At 66.3% G+C, this 24,157-nt stretch carries 19 protein-coding genes and 1 pseudogene; 12 read left to right on the forward strand and 8 right to left on the reverse strand.

Going from position 1 to position 24,157, the window contains the following annotated elements; all coding sequences use genetic code 11:
* The first annotated feature begins 42 nt into the window (after positions 1 to 42).
* On the forward strand, positions 43 to 927 hold the full coding sequence (locus D7316_RS20330; RefSeq protein WP_124709865.1) for an SCO6745 family protein: 885 nt from the start codon (positions 43 to 45) through the stop codon (positions 925 to 927).
* A gap of 27 nt (positions 928 to 954) precedes the next feature.
* On the opposite strand, the pseudogene D7316_RS20335 reads toward D7316_RS20330, so the two are convergent.
* Positions 955 to 2,072 (reverse strand): annotated as a pseudogene (locus tag D7316_RS20335) (EamA/RhaT family transporter).
* Between the two features lie 255 nt (positions 2,073 to 2,327).
* On the opposite strand from D7316_RS20335, the gene D7316_RS20340 reads away from it, so the two are divergent.
* Complete coding sequence (locus D7316_RS20340; protein ID WP_408610077.1) at positions 2,328 to 3,425, forward strand: ATP-grasp domain-containing protein; 1,098 nt, start codon at positions 2,328 to 2,330, stop codon at positions 3,423 to 3,425.
* Positions 3,426 to 3,457: 32 nt separating this feature from the next.
* Here the strand turns inward: D7316_RS20340 and D7316_RS20345 are convergent, their stop codons facing one another.
* Positions 3,458 to 4,870, reverse strand: coding sequence for an amidohydrolase family protein (locus D7316_RS20345; RefSeq protein WP_124709867.1), 1,413 nt, complete (start codon positions 4,868 to 4,870; stop codon positions 3,458 to 3,460).
* Between the two features lie 149 nt (positions 4,871 to 5,019).
* On the opposite strand from D7316_RS20345, the gene D7316_RS27200 reads away from it, so the two are divergent.
* A complete protein-coding gene (locus tag D7316_RS27200; protein ID WP_164473823.1) occupies positions 5,020 to 5,196 on the forward strand; it encodes a hypothetical protein in 177 nt (58 codons plus the stop codon).
* A gap of 8 nt (positions 5,197 to 5,204) precedes the next feature.
* On the opposite strand, the gene D7316_RS20350 is transcribed toward D7316_RS27200, so the two are convergent.
* Positions 5,205 to 6,896 (reverse strand): SulP family inorganic anion transporter, encoded by a 1,692-nt coding sequence (locus D7316_RS20350; RefSeq protein ID WP_232016996.1) that lies wholly within the window; start codon positions 6,894 to 6,896, stop codon positions 5,205 to 5,207.
* 78 nt (positions 6,897 to 6,974) lie between these two features.
* Between D7316_RS20350 and D7316_RS20355 the strand changes: the two genes are divergently transcribed.
* Positions 6,975 to 7,628 (forward strand): GAP family protein, encoded by a 654-nt coding sequence (locus D7316_RS20355; RefSeq protein ID WP_124709868.1) that lies wholly within the window; start codon positions 6,975 to 6,977, stop codon positions 7,626 to 7,628.
* Between the two features lie 70 nt (positions 7,629 to 7,698).
* Here the strand turns inward: D7316_RS20355 and D7316_RS20360 are convergent, their stop codons facing one another.
* Both D7316_RS20360 and D7316_RS20365 read right to left on the reverse strand, forming a co-directional pair.
* Positions 7,699 to 9,597, reverse strand: coding sequence for an alkyl/aryl-sulfatase (locus D7316_RS20360; RefSeq protein ID WP_124709869.1), 1,899 nt, complete (start codon positions 9,595 to 9,597; stop codon positions 7,699 to 7,701).
* Positions 9,598 to 9,697: 100 nt separating this feature from the next.
* A complete protein-coding gene (locus D7316_RS20365) occupies positions 9,698 to 10,696 on the reverse strand; it encodes a TIGR00341 family protein (protein ID WP_124709870.1) in 999 nt (332 codons plus the stop codon).
* 154 nt (positions 10,697 to 10,850) lie between these two features.
* On the opposite strand from D7316_RS20365, the gene D7316_RS20370 reads away from it, so the two are divergent.
* The 8 genes from D7316_RS20370 (at position 10,851) to D7316_RS20405 (ending at position 19,589) form a co-directional block, all read left to right on the forward strand.
* On the forward strand, positions 10,851 to 12,434 hold the full coding sequence (locus D7316_RS20370; protein WP_124709871.1) for an MFS transporter: 1,584 nt from the start codon (positions 10,851 to 10,853) through the stop codon (positions 12,432 to 12,434).
* 280 nt (positions 12,435 to 12,714) lie between these two features.
* Positions 12,715 to 13,977 carry an ABC transporter substrate-binding protein gene (locus tag D7316_RS20375; protein ID WP_124709872.1) on the forward strand — a complete coding sequence of 421 codons (1,263 nt, stop codon included), beginning with the start codon at positions 12,715 to 12,717 and terminating at the stop codon, positions 13,975 to 13,977.
* Positions 13,978 to 14,100: 123 nt separating this feature from the next.
* Positions 14,101 to 16,107 carry an ABC transporter permease gene (locus D7316_RS20380; RefSeq protein ID WP_124709873.1) on the forward strand — a complete coding sequence of 669 codons (2,007 nt, stop codon included), beginning with the start codon at positions 14,101 to 14,103 and terminating at the stop codon, positions 16,105 to 16,107.
* Positions 16,100 to 16,942: an ABC transporter ATP-binding protein gene (locus D7316_RS20385; protein WP_124709874.1), complete on the forward strand. Its 843-nt coding sequence runs from the start codon at positions 16,100 to 16,102 to the stop codon at positions 16,940 to 16,942. Before D7316_RS20380 ends, D7316_RS20385 begins: the two co-directional genes overlap by 8 nt.
* 5 nt (positions 16,943 to 16,947) lie before the next feature.
* The gene (locus tag D7316_RS20390) at positions 16,948 to 17,712 is read left to right on the forward strand and encodes an ABC transporter ATP-binding protein (protein ID WP_124711470.1); all 765 of its coding nucleotides are present in this window, start codon (positions 16,948 to 16,950) and stop codon (positions 17,710 to 17,712) included.
* A 74-nt stretch (positions 17,713 to 17,786) separates the two neighbouring features.
* Positions 17,787 to 18,458 carry a TetR/AcrR family transcriptional regulator gene (locus D7316_RS20395; protein ID WP_124709875.1) on the forward strand — a complete coding sequence of 224 codons (672 nt, stop codon included), beginning with the start codon at positions 17,787 to 17,789 and terminating at the stop codon, positions 18,456 to 18,458.
* 404 nt (positions 18,459 to 18,862) lie between these two features.
* Positions 18,863 to 19,312 (forward strand): hypothetical protein, encoded by a 450-nt coding sequence (locus D7316_RS20400; RefSeq protein WP_124709876.1) that lies wholly within the window; start codon positions 18,863 to 18,865, stop codon positions 19,310 to 19,312.
* Between the two features lie 19 nt (positions 19,313 to 19,331).
* Entirely contained in the window at positions 19,332 to 19,589 is a 258-nt protein-coding gene (locus tag D7316_RS20405; RefSeq protein WP_124709877.1) for a hypothetical protein, read from the forward strand.
* A 154-nt stretch (positions 19,590 to 19,743) separates the two neighbouring features.
* Here D7316_RS20405 and D7316_RS20410 read toward each other — a convergent pair whose 3' ends face one another.
* The 3 genes from D7316_RS20410 to D7316_RS20420 all read right to left on the reverse strand — a co-directional run bounded on the left by D7316_RS20410 (position 19,744) and on the right by D7316_RS20420 (position 23,982).
* Positions 19,744 to 21,195 carry a sugar porter family MFS transporter gene (locus tag D7316_RS20410; protein WP_124709878.1) on the reverse strand — a complete coding sequence of 484 codons (1,452 nt, stop codon included), beginning with the start codon at positions 21,193 to 21,195 and terminating at the stop codon, positions 19,744 to 19,746.
* Positions 21,196 to 21,281: 86 nt separating this feature from the next.
* Entirely contained in the window at positions 21,282 to 21,638 is a 357-nt protein-coding gene (locus tag D7316_RS20415) for a universal stress protein (RefSeq protein WP_124709879.1), read from the reverse strand.
* Positions 21,639 to 21,738: 100 nt separating this feature from the next.
* On the reverse strand, positions 21,739 to 23,982 hold the full coding sequence (locus D7316_RS20420; protein WP_124709880.1) for a cytochrome P450: 2,244 nt from the start codon (positions 23,980 to 23,982) through the stop codon (positions 21,739 to 21,741).
* Positions 23,983 to 24,157 lie beyond the last annotated feature (175 nt).

The raw sequence follows: 24,157 nt of genomic DNA on the forward strand, positions 1-24,157 counted from the left end.
CCGTGGTTGACAGCCACGTGCGATGACCACGAGTGTTGAGCCATGACTTCCATCGCCGACGACACCGGCCACCGCACTGCACGCAAGGCGTACGAGACCATCGAACCCTTCCACGTGCTCGCGTACTTCAATCCGGGTCTGCGCGCCGCCAACGAGGACACCGGCCTGGACGCCCACTCCTTCTACGTGGGAGCGCGGGCGGCACCGATGGGGGATTGCCACCCGTTCGTGGTTGTCTCGTCGTTCTACAACTTCGCGCCCGATCTGATCACCACCAGTTGGGACGCCGCGCGCGCGGTCGGGCTCGACAAGGTCGCCGCCCGGCGGGTGCGGATGCTCGACGAACAGTTGCGCACCATCCTGGCCGACCGCATCGACGACCCGCAGATCCCCGAGCTGACCACGCGCTATCGCGAGATCGCCGACGGTCTGCCACTCGGCGGCCGTCCGCTCGCGGCCGCGTGGGCGGCGGCCCCGCTGCCCGACGAACCGCACGTGGCGCTCTGGCACGCGATCGCGGTCATTCGGGAGTGGCGCGGCGACAACCACATCGCCGTTCTCGTCAATCACGGGCTCGACGCGTTGGACGCGGTCACCTTCCACGAGGCCGAGCTGCCCGATACGACGATCAGCCGGCGCATCCTCGGCCGCAAGCTGGTGCAGCTGACCCGCGGCTGGTCGGATGAACAGTGGGACGCCTCGGTGGACCGGTTGATCGACCGCGGCCTCGCCGCCCGTACGGAGACCGGACATCAACTGACCGAGTCGGGCCTCGAGCTCTATCGCACGATCGAGTCCGACACGGACGCGCTCACCGCCCCGGCCTGGTCGGGACCCGACGTCGAGGATCTGCTGACCCGGACCCGCCCGTACGTGAAGGCCGTCATCGACGCCGGTGTGCTGCCGGGTACTCGCAAGAAGGACTGACCGCGGTGCCGTGGGACGGCGGCCCGGTCAGGACGGGTGACCGTCCACGCCGCTGTCCCCGGACGCCCGGTCCCGGCGGGTGAATCGGCTCGACGACGCCCAGCCGAAGAGGTCGTTGCCATCGGCTGGCGGGTCGATCGCACGGGTGGTGCCGTTCTCGACGTCCGCGTCCGTGGTGTCCGCGTCGGAATCCGGATCGTGCTCGGTCGTCTCGTCTTCCCGGCCTCGACGCCAGCCGCCCTTGAGAGGTGGCGCCTCGCCGAAGTGATCGGGATCGCCGGAGCCGTACCAGGCGACCAGCACGGCGCCGATCACGGCGCCGATGAAGCCGACGATCGCCAGCCAGCCCAGACCGGACTTGGCCGTGTCGTCGAGGAACAGCACCCCGACGAGGCTGGGGCCGGCCGTCTCGCCGACGACGAGTACGGCGGTCACCCCGTTCACCGCGCCGACCTGCAGCGCGACGGTCTGGACGAAGAATCCGCAGGCTCCGGCGGCGGCGATGGTCCACGCCGCCGGGTCGGTGATCAGCACGAGCGGCTGGAACGGCTGCACGCCGTCGAGCACCCGTACGGCGATCGCGATCACACCGAACAAGAGACCTGCCATCGCGCCGCCGACGATGGCGGCGTGCTTGCCGAGGCGGTAGACCCGAGCAGCGCGAGGCCGCAGAGCCCGAGGGTGGCCACGAAGAGTTCCCAGTGGAAGACGGCGCTCTCACCGCCGCCGGCGTGCGGCTCCGCGGAGAGTCCGAGCAGACACAGCGACAGCACGACCAGCCAGATCGCGATCCAGTCGCGTGTCTGCAGCGCGATGTTGAGCATGATCGTGCCCAGCAGTGCGGTGACCACGAGGTTTGCCGACACGATCGTCTGCGAGAGGAAGAGCGGGAGGAAGCGGGCGGCCAGCGCGCCGCCGGCGAAACCGATGACCACCATGGTGGTGCCCAGGATGAAGGCGGGGTCGACGAAGGTGGACATCGTCGACTGCAGCGACGGTCCGCCCGCCGCATTGGTCTGACTGTCCTCGGTGCCCTCTTCGCGGGCGGTCGTCGCAACCCGGCGCGCACCGAGCGCGCGGAGTACGGTGGACATGCCATAGGCGACGGCAGCGAGGCAAGCCGCGATGATCCCGATCACGAACATCCGCACACCTCCCCAGACTGGCCTCGAGCGACGTGGGACCTGCACCGACTCGAGATTCCGAATGCACCCCGCGTAACAGCATTGTGCAACGATCCCGACAGCTCGACTATTCCTTTTTCGCCGAACGTTCTCCCCGAGGCCGGTTAGTCAGCCTAACCACCCTCTCCTACACTCCTCACCGTGGGCACCACGGAGCGCAAGCACGTACTGATCACCTTCGGGAGATCGTTCCTCACCCTCGAACTCGCGCGGCTGATGTCGGCGGCCGGGCACCGGGTGACGATCGTCGACAGCATCCCGGTCGGCGTGACGCGTTTCTCGCATGCCGCCGACGCATTCCACCGGGTGCCTGCGCCAAAATTCGAGCCCCGCGCCTATTGTCACGCGCTGGCGAAGATCGTCGCCGACGAGAAGGTCGACATGGTCATCCCGATCCACGAGGAGACCGACATCCTCTCGATGATGGTCGATCTCTTCCCGCCGGAATGTGAGCTGTTCCTGTCGGATTTCGAGACCGAGAACAGCCTGCACAACAAGTTCGAGTTCCAGGAACTCCTTGTCGCACGCGGAATCACCACACTGAAATACGCTCAGGTGCGCGGTCCCGAAGACGTTGCGGCACTCGATTTCGACGCCCCGTTCGCCCTCAAGGAATGCTATTCACGGGGTTCGCAGAAGGTCCACAAGATCATGCCCGACGATCCGCTCGATTGGGTCGAGTTCGATCCGATCAATCCGTGGATCGCCCAGGAGTGGGTGTCCGGCACCAACTACTGCACGTACTCCATCGTCCGCGAGGGGCGCATCCACGCGCACGCCACCTACCCCGTCGACTACGCGATCGGCGGCAGCTCCTGCCTCAACTTCCGGTCGGTGCAGCACGACGGCATTCTCGAGTGGATCTCGAAGTTCGTGCGGGACATGAACTTCACCGGCCAGATCGGCTTCGACTTCATCGAGGACCCGGAGCGCGGACTGTTCTGCATCGAATGCAATCCACGCGCGACGAGCGGGATCATGATGTTCGAACCCGCCGACGGGGTCGATCGCGCATTCTTCGGGGAGAACGACGACGTCATCACGCCGGACCCCGATGTGCACAAGATGATCGGTCTGGGCATGCTGCTCTACGGCTGGCGCAAGGCATCGCGCCGCGACCGGTCACTGCGAGAGTTCTTCCGGACCTTCCGGAACTCGAGTGACGTGATCACCTCGCCCGGCGATCAGCGGCCGGCACTCCTGTTGCCGTTCGCGTATCTGGGCATCCTGCGCAGCTGCTACAAGTACAAGGTCGGACTGGCCGAGGGGTTCATGCACGACCACGAGTGGGATGGCCTGCGCATCTCGGAGTAACGGTCAACGGGGCCTTCGGGAAGCGGTGCTCGTCAGGGGGCGGGCTGCGACACCCGACGTCCGCGCACGTAGACCTCGGCGATGGCGGGCTCACGCATTCCCATCAACAGCGCGAACAGGGTCTGGTCTCGGGCGGTGTCCGCATCGTCGGCGCGGATGCCGTGCCGCAGGATCGACTCCAGCGGCTCCCATCGATCCGGTTGGATGACAAGGAAATCCGCCTCCTTCCCGACGTCGAAGTTGCCGAAGTGGTCCTCCATGTCGAGGGCGCGCGCGCCGGCGAGCGTGCCGGTGAACAGCATCTGTGCCGGATGTATGGCGACGCCGGCCTCGCCGGGTTCGCTGAGATGCACTTTGAACGCGTCGGCGAGCACGCGCGCGATGAGCCATTCGTCGCCGGCGCCGACGTCGGTCCCGGCCGCGACGGTGACCCCGGATGAGACCGTCCGGCGCCATGGCATCGTGCCGGAGCCGAGGAACTGCTGTGACACAGGGCAATGCGCGATGGATGTGCCCGCATCGGCCATCCGGGCGAGTTCGTCGTCGGTGCAGTGCACCGCATGGGCCATGATCGTGCGGCGACCGAGTAGCCCGGGCCCACCGATGCGACTGCCGGGCAGGAAACGTCCGTCGTAGGTGTCGAGGTACGAGTCCACGCCGAAAGTGCTCTTCACCATGTCGATCTCACCGGTCCCGGGCCGGTTGTTCTCGTTGAGGTGGGTGTGGACGTACACCCCACGCGCACGGACGTCCTCGTAGAGTTCACCGAGTGCGGCGAGGGTGCTGGTGGTGACGGAGAGGGAGAACCGCGGCACGATCGCCACCTGCAGCAGAGGGTTGCCCGCATCACCGGAATCCGCACCGTGCCACCTGCTGATCTCGTCCGCGGCGAGTTCGACGGCCCGATCGTCGGTGGTCAGCAACGGGGTCGCGGACGGTCCGCCGACGGTCTGGATGCCTCGGCCGCTCACCAATCTCAGTCCGGCACGGTGGGTTTCGGTGAACAGGGCGTCCTGCGCGGATGGGAAGGCCGAGCCGAACACCATCGCGGCCGTGGTCCCGACCGCGATGCGGCGCGCGGTGAAGTCGCGGGCGATCTGCTGGGCGAACGCCGGATCGGCCAGCCGCGCCTCGGCCGGGAAGATGCAGGAGTCGAGCCATTCCAGCAGTTGCCCCCCGCCGTACGCGTCGACCGAATAGGTCTGCGGGAAGTGGATGTGGGTGTCGACGAATCCGGGGATGAGGAAACCGTCCCCGTGGTCGCGGATGTTCTCGGGCGTGTCGGTCGCCTGCGGCCGTCCGTCACGCAGGCCGCAGTAGACGATGGTGCCAGCATCGTCGATGACCAGCGCGCCGTCCGGAATCCAGACCAGGGCGTCGGTCGCCTCGCCGACGGTGGGGCGGCCGGCCACGTGGAAGATCCGGCCGAGATGGGTGGTGCTCACCCGAACACGAAAGCACAGGTTCGCCGGGTCGGCCGGGTGAGTGACCGGCCCGTTCGCCGGTCGGCACAACGCCTGGCAGGTGGCGCGATAGTAGAATCCGAGCCAGGGCGTACCGGGGAGCGTCGCAGCATTCGATGAAGGGACACACGATGAAGCGCAGGATCTCTCTGGTCATGGCCACCGCGGCCGTCGCACTCGGGGTCGGATCGGCAGTCGCACCCGCCGCCGACGCGTCACCGCTGGAACCCCACCCGGCATTCAGCCTCGGTTCGGTGTCGTTCTGCATCAACATCCCGGTCGGACCGGTGCACATCAGCATCTGCTGACCGCACGATCAGTCCGGCGGCACATCCTCGAGCCAGCGGGTGGCGTCCGCGTACGCGGCATCGACGGCCCCGAACAACCGGTCGGTCGCCACGTAGATGTTGTCGGCGCCGATGCTCTCGGCGATGCCGGAGCCCTCCAGGCGCCGGTGCAGATCCTCGGTCACCCCCGCGAGAATGAAACGCCCACCCCGGGAGCGGATCTCGTCCGCCCAGCCGCGGAGCAGCTTCTGCACCGTCGCCGACGGTACGCCCGGTAGTGTTCGCACACTGAGGATCAGCACGCTGCGACGGCTTCCGTCGGTCACCGCCGGCCACTGTTGAGCGATGCGCGGCACCTCGGCGAAGAGTGCGACCCCCGAATAGTGGAGGACCGTCACCCGATCACCGGGCAGCGACGCCGGCGGCTCGCCGGTGACCCAGCCGCCATCCGACGGTGACAGCGTGACCAGCCGGGCCGCTCGCGCCGCCTGGACGCAGTAGAGCACCAACGAGGTCGCCGCACCGACCAGGATCGCGTCCTGTAACGGGATCTGGGTGGTTGCGACAAAGGTGACCACCATCGCGACAGCGCTCAACGGTGCAGTCCGGAACACGATCATGACGTCGTCCCAGCGTCCCTGGATCAGTTCGAAACCGATCACGAAGAGCAGACCACCGATGACCGCCATCGGGATCACCTGCGCCGCTGCGCCGACGGCGAGGACCAGCAACAGCAACCAGACACCGGCGAAGATCCCGGCCCATCGGGTCCGTGCTCCCGCCGACACCGCGACACCGGTCCGGGACAGTGAGCCGCCGGTGGCCAGCGAGCCGAAGAATCCGCCGACGAGGTTCGCCGCACCCTGCGCCGCGAAATCACCGGACGCACTGGGTCGGGATCCGTCCGGATTCGGTACGGCAGCGGAGATGCCGGCGGCCTGGGCGAGCGCGACGAGCGCGATGGCGAATGCGCCGAGGAGCAGATCGGGCAGCCGGGTCAGATCCGGCAGGGTCACCGGCGGCAGGCTGTTGGGGACCTCCGCGATGTCGCCGACGGTCTCCGCATCGACCCGGATCACCGCGCACACCGCGGTGACCACCACCAGCGCGATCAGCATCGCATACGACGCGATCGGTTTGACCAGGCGGAAGATCGCCCACACGGCCACGGTGGCGATCGAGATCACGACCGCGGCGATCGACCATTCGGAGACATGGGCGGCCGCATCGACGAACTTCACCAGCGTGTTGTGCGCCTCCGGCGTGTACCCCGTGACGTCCTTGAGGACCCCGCTGACGATCTGCACCGCGATGCCGAGCGTGAACCCCGTCATCACGGCGCTCGAGACGAAATCCATGATGGCGCCGACCCGCAACACCCCGAACAGGAGCATCACCAGCCCGACCGCGATGGTGAGCATGGCGATGTTGCCGACGTCGTGGGGGTCGAGTCCGGCCGACGACAGCACACTCTGCGACGACAAGGCGATGGCGCTCGTCAGGGTGGTCACCATCAGGACGGTGCGCGAGAAGATCGAGGCCACCATCGTCGGGACCATCCCCGAGTAGAGACCCGTGACCGGGTTGAACCCGCCGATCGACGCGTAGGCCATCCCTTCCGGGATGGAGAAGAGCGCTGTCACCAGTCCCGACACCGCGTCCGCCGGACGCGGGCGGCCGAGGCGGGGTAGTGGTCGTCTGAGTCGATCCGCGACTGGCACGTGACCAGCGTAGGCATGAACGGCTCGGTGGACTACGGTCGGTGACAACATCATCGCCACACGGCTGAGGGAGTCGGTATGGGCTCGGCGCTCGGAGAACTGCTGCCGCTCGCGCTGGGTGTCGCGATCTCGCCCATCCCGATCATCGGTGCGATCCTGATGCTGCTCGGCAAACACGCGCGCACCACCAGCATCGCCTTCGCCGTGGGATGGTTGCTGGGCATCGTCATCGCCACCACGATCTTCGTCTTTCTCGGCGGTTCACTGGGTGATTCGGCCTCGAGCGGCAACGCCTGGATCAAGCTGGGGCTGGGAATCCTGCTCCTGGTCGTCGGCCTGCGTCAGTGGCGCGGTCGCCAGGGCGAGCCGGCCACCCCGAAATGGATGCGCGCGATCGACGAGATGCGGCCGCCGACCGCACTCGGACTGGGCTTCGCCTTGTCTGCCATCAATCCCAAGAACCTGATCATGTGCGTCGCCGCCGGAGTCAGTATCGGGACCGCGTCGCTGTCCGCCGGATCGGATGTCGCGCTCGTCGCGATCTTCTCCGTCCTCGCCGCGACCACCGTGGTCATCCCCGTGCTCGCCTATCAGATCGCCGCCGACCGGCTGCGTGATCCGCTGGACCGGCTCAAGGTGTGGCTGCAGGCCAACAATGCCACCGTGATGGCGGTGCTCATCCTGGTGATCGGCGTGGTGCTGATCGGGAAGGGCATCTCCGGGTTGGGGTGATCGTCCCGACCACACAGGGCGCGTCCCGCGGGGGACGCGCCCTGTGTGGTCGATCGGACTCTGCGGTGAATCAGGGTGTGACCATGGCGAAATCCGGGTCGGGCGAATCGAGATGGCCGGCCATCTGCGCGAACAGGCCGGGATCTCCCTCGACGCTGACCGAGCCGTCGTCGATGGCGGCACCGAGGTCAGCGCCCGCGAGGAACAGCCCGAGCAGAACCGGTTTCGTCAGGGTGAACGTCGCGTCGGCTCGGCCGGGGGCGTCGTCGTCGAGATCGAAGTGCACGAGGAGCCCGTTGCGCAGTTCCGAACGGTGACGGAGGTTCTCGTCGGTGATCACCCAGTCGAGGGTGATGTTCGCGTCCCAGCTGTTGGGCCCGTCGACCCGCAGGGCGACCGCGTCGAACACCTGCTCCACGGACAGGGCGGCGATGATGTCCGGGGCCGCTGCCGTCGTCGGCGTACCCACCGGACCGTTGCGCAACTCGTAGGCGCCCATCAGGAAGAAGTTGCGCCAGGTACCGTTCTCCGCACCGTAACCCAGTTGTTCCAGTGTGTCGGCCTGTAGTTCACGCGCCGCGGCGTGCTGCGGATCGGCGAAGATCACGTAGTTGAGAACGGTCGCCGCCCAACGGAAGTCGCCCGCGTCGAACGACCCCCGCGCCTTGCGGACGGCCTCGTCGGCACCACCCATGAACTCGACGTGGCGCTTTGCGGACTCGACCGGCGGATGCTCCCACAGATGTGCCGGGTTGCCGTCGAACCATCCCATGTAGCGCTGATAGATCGCCTTCACGTTGTGGCTCACCGAGCCGTAGTAACCGTGGGTGTGCCATGCGTTCTGCAGCGCCGGCGGCAGCTGGATGTCCTCGGCGATCTCCAATCCGGTTCGGCCCTGGTTCAGTTGGCGCAGGGTCTGATCGTGGAGGTATCCGTACAGGTCACGCTGCTGGGCGAGGAACTCGGTGAGTTCGGCGGTGCCCCAGGTGGGCCAGTGATGCGACGCGAACAGGACGTCGGAGCGCGAGGCATACCGGTTGATGGCCTCGGTCAGGTACTTGGCCCACACGTGCGGATCGCGGACCAGCGCGCCGCGCAGGGTGAGCAGGTTGTGCAACGTGTGGGTTGCGTTCTCCGCCATGCACAATGCGCGCATCTGCGGGAAGTAGAAGTTCATCTCGGCGGGCGCCTCGGTCCCCGGTGTCATCTGGAACTCGATCGTGACGCCGTCGACGGTCTCGGTGTGGCCCGTCGTCGAGATGTCGTGGGTGGGCACGATCAGTGTCGGTGTCCCGGTCGACGTGGACTGGCCGAGGCCGGCACCGACAGCACCACGGGGGCCGCGGGGGAGGGCGGCACCGTACATGTAGGCCGCCCGACGGCCCATTGCGGTTCCCGCATAGACGTTCTCGGCCACCGCGTGTTCCACCATGCCGGCCGGGGCGATGATGGCGCAGTCGCCGGCGTCGACCGCCTCCTGCGTGGTCACACCCTTGACGCCGCCGAAATGGTCGATGTGGGAATGCGTGTAGATGACGGCCTTGACCGGGCGATCGCCGCGCTCCTGTCGATAGAGCTTCAGGCCGGCGGCCGCGGTTTCCTCGGAGATCAGCGGATCGATGACGATCACGCCCGTGTCTCCTTCGACGATCGTCATGTTGGAGAGGTCGAGACCGCGGAGCTGGTAGATCCGGTCGGTGACCTCGTAGAGGCCTTGTTTGGCGACCAGAGCGGATTGACGCCACAGACTGGGGTTGGCCGTGGGCGGGCAGTCCTCGGTCAGGAAGCCGAATTCGTCACAGTTCCACACGGAGTCACCGTCGGCCCCGCGGATCACGGGCGGGTCGAGCTTGGCGACCAGGCCCCGATCGGCGGCGGCGAAGTCGCGTGTGTCGTCGAAGGGCAAGGATGACACCGCTCCGGAGATCGACTCGGTTACTGCTGGAGTTGCCTCACGTGGGCTCTCCATGGAGATCACCTCTGTTCGTCGTTGTGGTGTCCGTCGTCGGACACGTCCATTGTCCAGGTTTCTGCTCGCCGGCGAGGAGACCCGGACAATGAACGTCCGATCAGTTCGCCGCCTCGCGGGCCCCGACGGTGTGTACGACGACGATCTGCGGATCCCATGGCACCAGGTCGTCGACGGTGTGTTGGAGATCGTCGACCGACGGCAGGTCGGGTGGCGCGAGGACACTCACCGTCACCTTGTCGCCGCTCCACTGGACGTTCGTCACCTCGGCCGACGTCAGGCCCGCGTCGGACAGCCACGAATCGGTGGCCGATGCGATCTGCCGCGACCACAGCGACGACAACGAGTTCAGCACCATCGGCACCGCGACGACGACCAGCGCGATCGCCAGCACCAGGTAGCTGCGGGTCCGATGCGGTCGGGTCCCCGTCCCGGTCGTCTCGGCCTCGGCCGCCTCGCGGTGATATCCGGCGAGCGTCAGGACCACGATGCCGGTGATGATCATCGCGACCACGTTGGACGCGAACAACACGAACGCACCGAGCGCGAGCGATGGCGCGCCCGAACCCAGGCACACCCCGACGACGCCGAGCGGAGGTACCAGCGAGATCGCGATCGCGACGCCGGGCAGCACGTCCCCGACGTCACGTCGGGTGATCGCGATGGCACCTACCAGGCCGGTGGCGAGTGCGGCCAGCAGGTCGACGAGCGTCGGTGAGGTCCGCCCGAGAACCTGCGAATTGGCGAGCACGTTGGTGGGATTCGGCAGGAGCTGGGCGACCACCACACCCAGCACCGTGACCAGGACGACGCCGGCGAGCACATATCCGAGGCTCGTCAGGATCAGTCGGCCGCGCGCGGTGACGATGCCGAGCCCGATGCCGAGGATCGGCGTCGACAGCGGCGCGACGATCATCGCGCCGATCACGGTCGCGGTGCTGTCGGCGACCACACCGGACACGGCGATCACCCCGGAGAGCGTGAGCATGATCCAGAAGGCGGACTGTTTGGCCTTGGCATCGCCGGTGGACAGATCGAGCCGTTCGACGATCTCGTCGAGTGAACGGCGCTGCGAATCAGGGATCAGTGTCGGGACCATGCCAGATGAACCTTCCGGATGACATGTCGGCGCAGCGGACGACTGCCAGGAAAAAGTAGCATCTGAGCAACGCCGCGAGGCGCACCTCGTACGTCAAGGATGACTTGCTGCCAGTCGGGCCGTACCGCGCCGGATACCGTCGTACCCTCGACGGGTGACTTCGACCGTGCCGCAAGCCGATGAGGGCACCGCACCTGCCCGCGCGCCCATCATCCTGGCCGCCCTGATCCTGGTGGCCGGCGTCGCGAACATCAACCTCGCGGTGGCCAACGTCGCCCTGCCCGACATCGGCAGAGACCTCGACGCGAGCTCCACCCAGTTGAACCTCATCGCGGTCGCGTACTCCCTCGGCCTCGCGGCGTCGGTGCTCTACTTCGGCGCCCTCGGTGACCGGTACGGACGCAAGCGCATGCTGGTGATGGGCATGTCGCTGTCCATCCCGGCGTCCCTGGTGGCCGGTTTCGCCCCCAACTTCGAGGTGTTGTTCGGGGCCCGGGTCGTCGGGGGCATCTCGGCCGGTCTCGCCTACCCCACCACGCTCGCGATCATCACGGCGCTCTGGTCGGGCGCCGAGCGCACCAAGGCGATCGCCGCATGGTCGGCATTCGGCGCCGCGATCTCGGCGTCCGGTCCGGTGATGTCGGGCGGTCTGCTCGAGGTCTTCTCGTGGCATTCGGTGTTCCTGGTGACGGTGCCGCTGGCCGTGCTCGCGCTGATCGGTGCGTGGTGGCTGGTGCCCAAGGACGGCGGCGACCAGGCGGCCACGGTGGACAACATCGGCGGCGTGACGTCGATCGTGTTGGTCGGTGCCACCATCCTCGCCCTGAACTTCGCCCCGCTCGGCGACAAACGCACGGCTGTACTCGTCCTCACGGCAGTCGCCGTCCTCGCGCTCGTGCTGTTCGTGGTGCGGCAGTTGCGGGTTCGGGTACCGCTCTTCGATCTGCGGGTGGCGTCACGTCGCACGTTCTGGGTCGCCGCGGTGGGCGGCATCATCGTGTTCGGCACCCTCATGGGTGCGATGTTCATCGGCCAGCAATTCCTGCAGAACGTGCTCGAATACTCCACGTTGGAGGCCGGCGCGATGATCATCCCGGCCGCGCTGGCGATGGTGGTGGTGGCCCCACGATCGGCGAAGCTGGTGGAGGCCAAGGGATCACGATTCACACTGCTCCTCGGCTATCTGTTCATCGTGCTGGGCCTGGCGCTGGCGCTCGTCACGTGGGACGAGGGCGCCTCGGTGTGGTCGGTCATCGGCGCCTATCTGCTGATCGGTATCGGGGTCGGGTTCGCCGGGACGCCTGCGTCGCATTCACTCACCGGGTCGGTACCGGTGGAACGCGCCGGGATGGCCTCGAGCATGTCCGATCTCCAGCGTGACCTCGGCGGTGCGATCATGCAGTCCCTGCTGGGTGCGATCCTCACCGCGGGCTACGCCAAGGCGTTGTCGTCGACCATCTCCTCGTCCCCACAGGCCGATCAGATGACCGCCCAGACCGAGAGCGCGTTGACGAAGTCGTTCTCCAGTGCCGAGGTGATGTCCGAGCGCTACCCCCAGTACGCCGATCAGATCATCTCCGCGGCACGAGATGCCTTCGTACAGGGGGACACCCGCGCCTATGCCGCCGCGATCGTCGTGGTGGTGATCGGCGCCATCGTCGTGTTCTTCGGCTATCCGAAGCACGACGCGGAGCGGTCCGCGATGCGCCGCTACGCCCAGGAGCGCCTCGCCGGTTAGCGGTGCCGCGGCGAGCACCCCCACCCCGCGGTGGTGGGTCCATTTCTGGACGTTCGACCCACCCCGATTTCCGTGCAGTATTCGCGCACAGTGCATTTGGCCTGCCGAAACAGCTTGACACGGCTGTAAGGCAGGGGCTACTTTTCGAGTGGCCCAGATCACATGTACCCGGTTCGGGCCCACGGATCGCCGCCGGCGATCCGGTGCATCAATCCGTGATTCGGAGGCCCTCCCGGGCTGATCTGTCGTGCCCGGGGGTCGGTGGGAAAGGCGTGTGGGAATGCGTAGGAGAACTGGTCGGGTCCTCGCAGCGGCGATCGCCGCTGCGTGTGTTTTCTCCGTTGTGTCGTGTAGCAGCGACGACAGCGGATCGGGCGGCGAGTCGACCGCCGTGGACGAGAGCGGGGTCAAGGCCGCCGGGGATCCGATCAAGGTCGGCCTCTTCAACCCGTCGAAGGGTCCGGCCACCCAGGCCGGTGTCACCACCGGCAAGGATGCCGCGGTCAACTACATCAACAACTCGCTCGGTGGCATCAACGGGCGTCCGATCGAGGTCGTGGACTGCGGGATCGACCAGACCGCACCCGAGTCGACGATCGCCTGCGCCAACCAGTTCGTGCAGGCCGGGGTTGTCGCCGCCGTCGACGGATACGACTCGGAATCGCTTGCCGCCGTGCCGATCCTGACCTCCGCGGCCATCCCGCTGGTGGGGCAGATCCCGTTCAACACGGCGACCGGCGCCAAGGCCGAGAACCGCGTCTACTTCGGTCCGCCGCCGGCAGCATTCCTGGTCGGCTTCATGCAGTCGCTCAAGGCGGCCGGTAAGACGTCGCTTACCCTGGCCAATGCCGATCTGCCGCAGGCGCATCAGGTCTTCGACGGTCTGCTGGCACCGCTGGGCAAGCAGCTCGGCATCGAGGTCAAGAGCGTCTACTACCCGCCGACCGGACCCAACTTCACCGCGCTGGCAACCACTCTCGCGGAGGGCAATCCCGATGCGGCGGGTCTGATGACGGCACCGAACGACAACACCTGCACCAAGTTGTCCCAGTCGCTGCGGTCGGTGGGGTACAAGGGCACCATGTTCATGGCCGCCTGCACCGAGTTCATCGACACGATGGGATCGCAGGCCGTCGGTGCGCAGACGTACTCGCCGGGTTGGCAGCCGCCCGCCGCGGCCTCGGCTCCCGAACCGGCCAAGTCGAACCTGGCCATCGCCGAGAAGTACATCGACGACGCGGACGGTACCGGCGGCTTCTACGCCTACGGCACCTTCGCGACCCTGGTCGACTTCGTCAACGGGCTGAACACCGCGAAGGTCACCGACGTCACCGGACCCAATGTGCTGTCGGGTCTCAAGGGGCTCACCGATTTCCAGAGTTTCCTCGGGCCCAAGCTGACCTGCGGTAAGCCCACCACGCCGAACTGCACGACGGAGATGCTGCTGTTCGAGGTGACCGGGGACAAGACCACCAAGCCCGTCGGCGGTGGATTCATCACTCCGAGTCCGGAAGTGCTGAAGCTCATCCCGGGCGCCGCCTAGGAGCCCGCGGGCTCGTACCGGTCAACCCTCACCGGGCCGGGCGGACGTGAGCACGTCCGCCCGGCCCGTTCACCGACGTTCACCCCACCAGCGCCACACGCGCACTGATCGATTGGTTCGGGCATGGGTCAGTTCCTGCAGTTCGTCTTCCTCGGTCTCTCGACCGGCGCCGTCTACGCCGTTCTCGCCTCCTCGCTCGTCGGGGTCTACGCGGCGACCGGCATCATCAACTTCGCCCAGGGCGCGATGGGTCTCTGGGCCGTCTACGCCGTGGCCGCCCTGCGCACCGACGGCAGCCTGGTCCTGCCGATCGGGACGATCCCACTCGGCAGTGCCGACGATCCGACGCCGATGGGTCTCGCCGTCGTCATCGGAGTCGGATCCGCTGTGGTGTGGGCGATCCTGGCGCACTATCTCGTGTTCCGGCCGCTACGGCATGCCCCCGTGCTCGCCCAGGTGGTGGCGTCGGTCGGCCTGATGTTGTTCCTCCAGGCACTGGTGCAGTTGCGGTTCGACACCGAGAACCTGCTGGCGCTGGCGACACTGCCGGATCGGACCTTCGAATTCGCCGGTGCCGTGGTCAACGTCTCCGACGTGATCCTCGCGGGTATCGCGATCGCCATCGCCGTGATCTTCTGGGCGTACTTCCGACTCACCACCCTCGGGGTCGCGACCCGCGCCGGGTCCGAGGACGAACTCGCCGCCCGCCTCGTCGGGTACTCGCCGGATCGACTCGCCGCCGTCGTCTGGGTCCTGACCGGCGCCGCGACCGGACTGATCGTCATCCTCGCCGCGTTCACCATCGGACTCAGCGTCACCAGCTACACCTTCTTCGTCATCCCCGCACTCGCGGTGGCGCTGCTCGGACGACTCACCTCGTTCGGCATCGCCTGCGGCGCAGGTCTTCTGCTGGGGTCGTTCCAGGCTGTCATCACCTGGCTGACCACCAAGGACTGGTGGCCGGAGTGGGCGCAGGCCGGCCTCGGTGAGGCACTGCCGTTCGTCGTGATCGTGGTGGCGCTGTTCGTCTTCGGCGGGCGCATCCCCTCGCGCGGCTCACTCGGGGAAGTGAAGATGCCGGCCGTCCGCATCCCACGCATCCGGCCGATCCCGACGATCGTCGTGCTCGCCGCGGTGATCGCGGCGATCCTGCTCACGTCGGGTACCTGGCGCTTCGGTGTGGTGACGTCGGTGATCCTCTCGCTCATCGCGCTCTCGCTGGTCCTGCTCACCGGCTACCTCGGTCAGATCTCGCTGGCGTCCATGGCCTTTGCCGGCACCGCGGGTTTCGCCCTGTCGAAGCTGACCGTCAACTGGAATGTGCCATTCCCGTTCAGCATCCTGCTCGCCGCGCTCATCGCGACCGGGCTCGGCATCCTGGTCGGCATCCCGGCCCTGCGCATCCGTGGAGCGCAGCTCGCGGTGGTGACGCTGGCTGCGGCCATCGCCATCCAGAGCTTCGTGTTCAACAATCCGGAGATCACCGCGTACGAGGGCAACATCATCGTCGACCCGACGCTCTTCGGACTCGATCTCGGGGTGCGCGACGGAACCAACCTCGTCACCGTCCGATTCGCGCTGATGGTGCTGCTGGTCGTGGCGATCGCGACGCTCGTCGTGATGCGCATCATGGCCGGTTCCACCGGGCGCGCCTTCCTCGCGGTCCGCTCCAACGAACGGGCCGCGGCGTCGGTCGGCATCAACGTCGCGTCGACCAAGTTGCTCGGATTCGCGTTGTCCGCCTTCCTCGCCGGCATCGGTGGCTGTCTGATCGGCTACAGCCGGGGCCAGCTCTCCGCCGGATCCTTCACGGTGGTGGTCGGTCTGACGCTGCTCGCGATGACCTATGTCGGCGGCATCACGTCGGTCTCCGGTGCGTTCCTCGCCGGGGTGATCGGTCCGCTCGGTGTCGGCTATGTCTTCCTCAACCAGACCCTCGACCTCGGCGAGTACTACGAGATCATCGCCGCGGGCGGACTGTTGCTGATGGCCGTGCTCAACCCGGTCGGCGTCTCCGGGGCGGTCACCGAGTTGGTCGACCGGCTGCGCTCCGAGCATCGGAGTGATCACCCGCCATCGACCACAACGATTGTCACACCGTCGAATTCGGAGGCCGGAGCCAATGCCTGAGACCCTCGGCGCCACCGCCGCAGAAACGCTGTTGCAGACTCGCGGGCTGTCCGTCCACTACGGCGGCGTGACGGCCAACGCGGATATCGATCTCACCGTCGCGACCGGCGAGATCGTCGGACTCATCGGCCCCAACGGTGCCGGCAAGACCACCTTCGTCGACGCGGTCACCGGCTTCGCACGGTCCACCGGGGAGGTGGTGTTGGGCGGCCGGCGCGTCGACCGCGCCGCACCGCATCGGCGCCGCAACGCGGGTATGGCACGGACCTGGCAGGCGGGTGAACTCTTCGCCGATCTGACGGTCGCCCAGAACCTGGCCGTCGCGGTCCAGCGAGTCGGGTTGCGCGCCTTGTTCTCCGACGTCTTCACCGGTTCCACACCGCCTGCGGGCGTCGTCGAGCAGGCGCTCGAGGTGGTCGGGCTCCTCGACGTCGCCGACCGATTGCCGGGGGAGCTGACCCTCGGGCAGCAGAAGCTCGTCGGTGTCGCGCGGGCACTCGTCGGTGGGACACGGCTGGTGTTGCTCGATGAACCCGCGGCGGGCCTCGACACCCACGAGAGCCACGAGTTCGGCGCCGAACTCCGCAAGATCGCGGCCACCGGGATCGGCATCCTCCTCATCGACCACGACATGTCGCTCGTGCTCGACGTCTGCGATCGGCTCTATGTCCTCGACTTCGGGCGGGTGATCGCCGACGGGACCCCGGCCGCGATCCGCGACGACCCGGCCGTCGTGGCGGCCTATCTCGGCAGTCCCGAGGTGGAGGCTGATCCCGAGGACCTGACCCCGACCTCACCCACGGCTCCCGATTCGTCCGGAGAGGATGCGCGATGAGCGACATGAGTGACACCACGACCGACCCGACCACCGACACGACCACCGGCGGCGCGGTACTCACCTTCGATCAGGTGACCGTCGGCCACGGTGGGGTGCCCGCGGTCCGCGACTTCTCCGCGAATGTCGCGCCCGGCGAGATCCTCGCCCTCCTCGGTCCCAACGGTGCGGGCAAGACCACCACGCTGCTCGCCGCGGTCGGGGCGTTGCCGGTGATGTCGGGCGCCATCACCGCGCTCGGGGCATCGATCGACGGCCGGGTGGAACGCAATGCGCGGCGGGGCGTGACCCTGGTCCCCGACAACCGCGGGCTGTTCCACCGGCTGTCGGTCACCGACAACCTGCGGCTCGCGAAGCGTAAGGGCGGCGGCAGTATCGACAGCGTCTACGAGAACTTCCCCAAGCTGCGCAGCCTGCGCGGACGTCGGTGCGGCAACCTGTCCGGCGGCGAACAGCAGATGCTGGCGTTGGCCAAAGCGCTGCTCACCAAGCCGTCGGTGCTGCTCATCGACGAACTGAGCCTCGGTCTGTCGCCGATCGCCGTGCAGGACCTGCTACCCCGGCTGCGCGCGATCGCCGACGATCAGAAGATGGCCGTGATCCTGGTGGAACAGCACATCGACCTCGCCCTCGGGATCGCCGACTCGGCGATCGTCCTGCACCACGGGCGGGTGGCATTGCGCGGCTCGGCGCGCGAGCTCCGGGAGCGCCGCGATACCGTCGAGGCTGCCTACTTCGGCCGACTGGGTGAACCGGACAACGTCGGCTGAGGTGCGTCGGGGGCGGCATCGTTCAGGCACCGGTACAGCCCTACCGGCCCGCGAGGCGACAGCAGGAGACCACAGTGACCAACTCCGGACGGGCCGAGGGCTCGCGTCGCCGTACACGGGGACGCAGCACCCGGAATCGACCGACCGACGATCAGCTTCTCGATGCGGCGCGGGCGGTGATCGCCGAGGTCGGCGCCCAACGTTCGACGATGGACATGATCGCCGAACGCGGCGGCACGACGCGGGTCACCCTGTATGCACATTTCGGCTCACGGGATGCGTTGGTGGACCAGGTGATCGAGCGGGAGCTCGGTGAGTTCACGGAGTGGATGTACGCCGCCTACGACGAGATCGCCGACGAACCCTACGGTGCGCGCGCACGGCACTCGGTGGAGGCGACGTTCGAGTACGCCCGGCGCAATCCGGAGGGTTTGCGCATCCTGTTGGGACATCGGCAGGAGGCGCAGGACCCGGGCCGGCAGCTGTATCAGACCCTCGAGCCGCGGGTGGCGACGCGACTGCGTCAGAACTATGCGACGCGCGGTACCGAGATCGCGGCGAGTGCGGACACTCTCGCGTCGCTGTTGATCGGGATCAGCCTCGACGTCGCGTATCGCGCGGTGATCGTCGACGACGCGGACATCGACGCGGCCTGCGATCTGGCGGTCACCGCCACCATGGCGGTGCTGCGCGACGTGCGGCCGGAGCAGCTGTTGGCGCTGGATGCGTCGTTGGGGAGGGAGTGAGAGGGTGAGCCCCGCTCTGGCTGACATCCCGAGGTCGTGCAACCCGTCTGACGAGATCCGACGCCTAGATGTCGGCGAAAGGCTGTTGGCTGGCGCGTTTCGCGTACACGGATTCCCGAAGTCAGGCATCCTTGCATCGAATTGCGCTCGCATTCGCCGGGCGCCACCGGGCTTGGAGGCGAGGGAACGCGTTGTCGAAGATTCTCGTTCTACATCGTGGGTACGATAAAGAGAAATACCGCTTGTACGAGAACGGCCAACCTGTCACAACAATAAAAGCAGGATCGGATGGTTACGCAGGTGGGAAGGGTGACGTCGGTCTGTCGTCTGACCCATCTGCTGTCACGAGGGACGGTCAGATCTTCGTTTTTCACGAGGACAACGACCATCACGGTGACCTGTGGATGACCAAGCGGGACGCTAGTGGGCTCGGTCTCTACTCGGAGGACAAGAAGATAGCCAGCGAACTCATGACAGAGTCTCCGGGTGCTTTCGCAGACGACAACGGGGTCCATGTCTACTACCAACAGCATAAGAAGGACGGCTTCTGGCTCGCGGGTCTGGAGGTCGACGGCGCCGGGGAGATCAGCAGCCAAAGCCTGGGCTTTCCCGACACGGGCATTACCGGAAGCCCGAGCGCGCTCCAGTTCGATGGCCGCGTCCTCCTTTTCCATCGCGGCCGAACCGACGGATACGGAAACGAGGGACGCCTCTTCTTCAATACCGGAAGTTCGTATTTCGCCTTCGATCGAGAACGGGCGATTCCGGGAGTCTCGATTGCGCACAATCCCTGCGCGGCATTCATGGGGAGACCCTTGGGTTCTTTACCAAGGTGGATCGGGGGACCGTGGTGATGGCTCGTTGTGGCTTTCGATGTTGATCAGTGACAGCTACACGGACGCCAAGTGGGAGCACCGGCGCATTGCAGAGAAGTGCATGTCGGGAAGTCCGTCCGCTGTTTTCGCGTACGACAAGGCGGCGGATCTCTACCGTCTGTATGTCTACTATCACGGTTACGGCGAAGACGGTTCATTGCACGTGAACACATTCGACGGCCATAACTGGTCCGGCGACAGATTGATCGGCGCAAAATATCTCTATGGCAGCCCGAGTGCCGTCGTAGTCGCGTGAGATCTCGCTCAGCGACTAGCAGAATGCCGACGATAACCGAGCTCTGCGGACGATCTTGGTGTTTGACCGACTCCGGAACTGTGCAACGGCATTCGCCGTCGACCTTGCGGTCGACGGCAAATGGCACCGGTATGGCGCAGTGGGCGTCAGCCCGCTATCTGAGATTGAAATTGCCGGCAGCGAATTCTTCCTCGAGCTGCTCGAGTGAGCGACCGCCGGTGTTGGGCAGGAACTTCCAGACGAATGCGATCAGGAGGAGTCCGATGAGGAAGAACATCAGGAATGCGCCCTGGAGTCCGCTGGCGGCCACGATCGACGGGAACAGGAAGGTGATCGCGGTGTTGACCAACCACAACACTGTCACGCTGAGGCCCATGGCAAACCCCCGCATCCGCAGCGGGAAGATCTCGGACAGACACACCCACATCGGCACGTTCAGCATGAGCTGCATGAAGAACAAGAAGATCGCACAGAGGATCAGGATCACGTAGGCGCGCCCCACACTCGGCGCCATCAGCGTGGCCGCGAGCGCGATGAACCCGTGACAGGTGGTCGTGGCCACGAACCCCCACAACAGAATTGAGCGCCTGCTCACTCGGTCGATCAGATAGAAGAGGCAGATCGCGGAACCGATGACGGGAAGGACACCGTTGGCGATGTTGGCGATGATCGCCGACTGGGCCGAGAAACCCGCCTGCGTGAGAAGCTGCGTTCCGTAGTACTGGATCGTGTTGACCCCGGTCAGCTGTTGGGCGGCCGCCAGGCCGCACGCGGTGAGCACGATCCGTCGGATCCAGGGCACCGCGAGGTCGGTCCAACCACCGGTCTGCGTTTCTGCCTCCTCCTGGGCCAGATGCTCGACCTCGGCCATCTCGGCCCGAGCACGATCCTCGGTACGAACCTGTGTGAGCACAGCCAGTGCGTCGTCGTGCCTGCCCTGCGATATCAGCCACCGCGGCGATTCGGGCATCCGCAGCATGCCGACGAAGAGCGCGACGGCCGGGAGTGCGGCGACGGCAAGCATGATGCGCCAGACGCCGTGGTACTCGCCCCAGAGACTGAAGATGATGGCGTTCATGACGAACGCCAGCAACTGTCCGACGACGATCGCGAGCTCGTTGCGACCCGAGAGCGTACCGCGTCGTTCCGTCGGAGAGAGCTCGGCGAGGTACACCGGGACGCTGACCGATGCGGCGCCGACTGCGAATCCGAGAATGACTCGGAACGGCAGCATGACCTCGACATTCGGCGCGAACACTCCGCCGATGGTTCCCACGAAGAACAGAACGGCGATGATCGTCAGCGTCCGCCGGCGACCCAATTGGTCGTTCATCTTGCCGCCGACGAGCGCACCGAGCGCTGCACCGGCGAGCAGTGTCGCCGTGACCAGGCCTTCCAGGGTGGTGGTGAGGTGCAGTTCGTTCTTCATCGGCTCGAGCGCACCGTTGATGACGCCTGTGTCGTAGCCGAACAGCAGCCCACCGAAGGTCGCGACGAGTGCGATGACGTCGAGCCGCCGCTGGTGCGGACCCGGTCTCAGTGGCGGTAGCGTGAATCCGCCACTCTCGCTGTCGCTTTTCTCACTGGGTGATGTTGCGTGGGACATGGGTACTCCTGGGTGTTGTGAATGTAGCGCGATTTCCGGCGGCTACGTGGTGGTCTGGCGAACTGCAGACGTCCGCGGTTGCGGCACTACGTCGCCTTCACGGCGAGGACGGGAATCGGGCTTGCAAGCAGCACTCGCTGGCTGATGCTGCCGATCAAGGCCTTGCCGACGGGCGATCTGCGGCGCACGCCGATGACCACGCGGGAGATCTCCGGATCGGTCTCGATCGTGTGGAGCACGAGGTCGACGGGGTCCTGGTCGTCCTTGCCGCGCCGATCGATCTTCTGCAACGGAATGGAGTCGGGAATGGCGCTCAGGTCGAGGTCACGCAGACCGAGATTGAGCACGATCATGGGTTCCCGGAACGTGCGTGCCTCGAAGACGCCCGCGTCGAGTGCGGCCTGGCCTTCCTCGCTGTCGGTGACGGCAATCAGGATTGACATGTGCTTCGTCCCTTCTGGTGGCGGGCACACGGCGCGCCGAGGTGGTCGGATTTCCGACGGTTGTCGGTTGGGGAGGGATCGGTGTGATGCGGGGATTCGGTCACACGTCGAGTACGAGGCGTGGACACTTCGCCCGCGAAACGCAGACCATCATGCAGTCGTTTCGCGCTTGTTCCTCCGCGGTCAGGATGGAGTCGCGGTGGTCGATCTCGCCCGCGACGACAGGTGTCTCACAGGTTCCGCAGGTCCCTTCGCCGCAGGACGAGAGGATGTGGACACCGGCGTCGGCGAGTGAGGTGAGCACGCTTTGATCGGCGGGCACGGTGATGACCCGTCCCGATGAGGCGAGTTCGATCTCGAACTCCGAGTCCGCGCTGTGGTCAATCACTTTGGGAGTGAACCGCTCCACATGGCAGGCTCCGGAAGGCCACGACGCGTTGCAGATCTCTTCGACGGCGGTCAGCAGCGGTTCGGGTCCGCACGTGTAGACCGCGGTGCCGGTGTCGGGCGATCCCAGAACCTGGGGCAGATCGATGATGCCGTGTGTGTCCTGCGGCCAGAGGGTCACCCGGTCGATGCCGAACGCCTCGAACTCCTTGCGCAGGGCCATCGATTCGAGGGTGCGGCCGCCGTAGACGAGGGTCCATGCTTTGCCCCTGGCCTCGGCCGCACGCACCATCGCGGCAATCGGCGTGATCCCGATGCCGCCCGCGATGAACAGGTACCGCTGCGCGTCGACCAGCGGGAAATGATTCCGCGGTCCGCGGATGACGACGGTGTCGCCGAGGTGAATCGAGGAGTGGACGTAGCGCGACCCGCCTCGGCTGGCCGGCGCGTTCAACACGCCGATGGTGTAGCTCCGTCGGTCGGCAGGATCGCCGCACAGCGAGTACTGGCGGACGAGGTCCGGACCGAGCTGGACGTCGATGTGCGCGCCGGGTGCCCAGGGCGGCAGGGGTGACCCGTCCTGCGCGGCGAAGGTGATGAAGACGACGTCATCGGCTGCGTCGACCCTGTTGATCACGGTCGCCTCGATGACGCTCTCGTGATCGATCTCGGGTGTCGCGCCACGCCCGGCCAATTCGCTTGACGCGGTCGAGGTCCGAAAGCCGTTGAAGGAAACCGGCACCCGGTCGAGCACGTAGCCGTTGGGCGTGGTGACGTAGCGTCGGGGCACACCGTTGAGTTCGAAGATCTCCTTGCGCGCGACCAACTGCTCGAGAGCGACTGTCGTCTCCAGACGGGCAAGAGGATTGCCGAGACACCCGTGCAGTCCCTCGCCGAAGGCCAGGTGCGGCTTGGGCGTACGCAGGATGTCGAACTTTTCGGCGTTCTCGAAGACGGTCTCGTCGAGATTGGCCGAGCCGAGGATCAGGAATACGCGCTTGCCTTGCGGGATGTGGACGCCGTTGACCTCGACGGGCCGGCTGGTCGTTCGGGCGGTGACCTGGAAGATCGTGCGGAAGCGGAGCGACTCCTCGACCGCGCGCGGGATCAGCGACGGATCGTCGTGCAGCGCTTGCTGCTGGTCGGGCGCGAGCGCCAACTGCTCGAACAGCGTCGACATTGTTCCCGCCGTCGTCTCGACCCCGCCGAGGTACAGCGCGAACGCCAGGCCGGTTGCCTCTGCGGCGAAGTCGATCTCCTCCGGTGCCAGCGGCTGGCCGTCGATCTCGGCCTGCACGATTGCGGTGAGGACGTCGTCTCGCGGCTCGTTGCGGCGTTCACGCAGCAGGAAGGCCAGATACTCGCGCAGTTGCTGCGAGGACTCACGAGCGACCTCGGTCAGTTCCGGGGTTCCAGGATGCCGGTCCTTGATGCCGTGGGTCCACTCCACGAACTTGTCGCGAATCTCGCCCTCGGGCATGCCGAGGAAGTTGTAGAACACCTCGAACGGGATCGGCCACGCGTAGTCGGCCGAGATGTCGACCTCGCTCTGGTAGGCGAACCCATCGATCAGTCGGTCGCAGACCTCGCGGACCTCTTCGGTCAGCGCACGGATGCTGCGTGGCATGAACGACCGCTGAACCGCGGCGCGGAGCTGGTCGTGACGCGGGTTGTCGATGTTGGGCAACATGCCGGGATAGCGGCTCTGCTCTTGTTCGGGATCGTCGATGTCGACGCCCTCGAAGCTCAAGTAGGTCTCGTGGTCGCGCAGCGCGGTGCGCACATCGTCATAGCGGCTCAGCGCGTAGAAGTCCCATTTCTCGTTGTAGTACACCGGGGCTTCGCGGCGTAGCCGGGCATAGACCGAGAACGGATCGTTCTGGAACTCGTCGGTGAACGGGTCGTAGATCGGGTCGTATCCGTTCTCGACGAAAGGCTTCTCGATGGAGATCGTCATCGATGGCCTCCTCTCAGGGGGCTGCATCAGTGGGTCTGCCAGGTAGGCGCTTGGGCTATAGATCGATCTATGTTGTAGATCGATCTATACAATGACAGAGAGCCAGGTCACAGTCAAGGAAAACTTGTGATCTCCGAGGAACGGTCCGAGCACGTCGTGCGCGCTGCGCGGGGAC

The organism is Gordonia insulae (assembly GCF_003855095.1).
Taxonomy (GTDB): Bacteria; Actinomycetota; Actinomycetes; order Mycobacteriales; family Mycobacteriaceae; genus Gordonia; species Gordonia insulae.

What these genes read in the sequence shown, in the direction of transcription:
- D7316_RS20410 (WP_124709878.1), bottom strand. Translation starts at nt 21,195, where the DNA reads ATGTCCCACGCAACATCACCCAGTGAGAAAAGCGACAGCGAGAGTGGC.
- D7316_RS20380 (WP_124709873.1), top strand. Translation starts at nt 14,101, where the DNA reads ATGGGTCAGTTCCTGCAGTTCGTCTTCCTCGGTCTCTCGACCGGCGCC.
- D7316_RS20365 (WP_124709870.1), bottom strand. Translation starts at nt 10,696, where the DNA reads ATGGTCCCGACACTGATCCCTGATTCGCAGCGCCGTTCACTCGACGAG.
- D7316_RS20330 (WP_124709865.1), top strand. Translation starts at nt 43, where the DNA reads ATGACTTCCATCGCCGACGACACCGGCCACCGCACTGCACGCAAGGCG.
- D7316_RS20360 (WP_124709869.1), bottom strand. Translation starts at nt 9,597, where the DNA reads ATGGAGAGCCCACGTGAGGCAACTCCAGCAGTAACCGAGTCGATCTCC.
- D7316_RS20355 (WP_124709868.1), top strand. Translation starts at nt 6,975, where the DNA reads ATGGGCTCGGCGCTCGGAGAACTGCTGCCGCTCGCGCTGGGTGTCGCG.
- D7316_RS20420 (WP_124709880.1), bottom strand. Translation starts at nt 23,982, where the DNA reads ATGACGATCTCCATCGAGAAGCCTTTCGTCGAGAACGGATACGACCCG.
- D7316_RS20405 (WP_124709877.1), top strand. Translation starts at nt 19,332, where the DNA reads ATGTTGATCAGTGACAGCTACACGGACGCCAAGTGGGAGCACCGGCGC.
- D7316_RS20415 (WP_124709879.1), bottom strand. Translation starts at nt 21,638, where the DNA reads ATGTCAATCCTGATTGCCGTCACCGACAGCGAGGAAGGCCAGGCCGCA.
- D7316_RS20375 (WP_124709872.1), top strand. Translation starts at nt 12,715, where the DNA reads ATGCGTAGGAGAACTGGTCGGGTCCTCGCAGCGGCGATCGCCGCTGCG.
- D7316_RS27200 (WP_164473823.1), top strand. Translation starts at nt 5,020, where the DNA reads ATGAAGCGCAGGATCTCTCTGGTCATGGCCACCGCGGCCGTCGCACTC.
- D7316_RS20390 (WP_124711470.1), top strand. Translation starts at nt 16,948, where the DNA reads ATGAGTGACACCACGACCGACCCGACCACCGACACGACCACCGGCGGC.
- D7316_RS20400 (WP_124709876.1), top strand. Translation starts at nt 18,863, where the DNA reads ATGACCAAGCGGGACGCTAGTGGGCTCGGTCTCTACTCGGAGGACAAG.
- D7316_RS20385 (WP_124709874.1), top strand. Translation starts at nt 16,100, where the DNA reads ATGCCTGAGACCCTCGGCGCCACCGCCGCAGAAACGCTGTTGCAGACT.
- D7316_RS20340 (WP_408610077.1), top strand. Translation starts at nt 2,328, where the DNA reads ATGTCGGCGGCCGGGCACCGGGTGACGATCGTCGACAGCATCCCGGTC.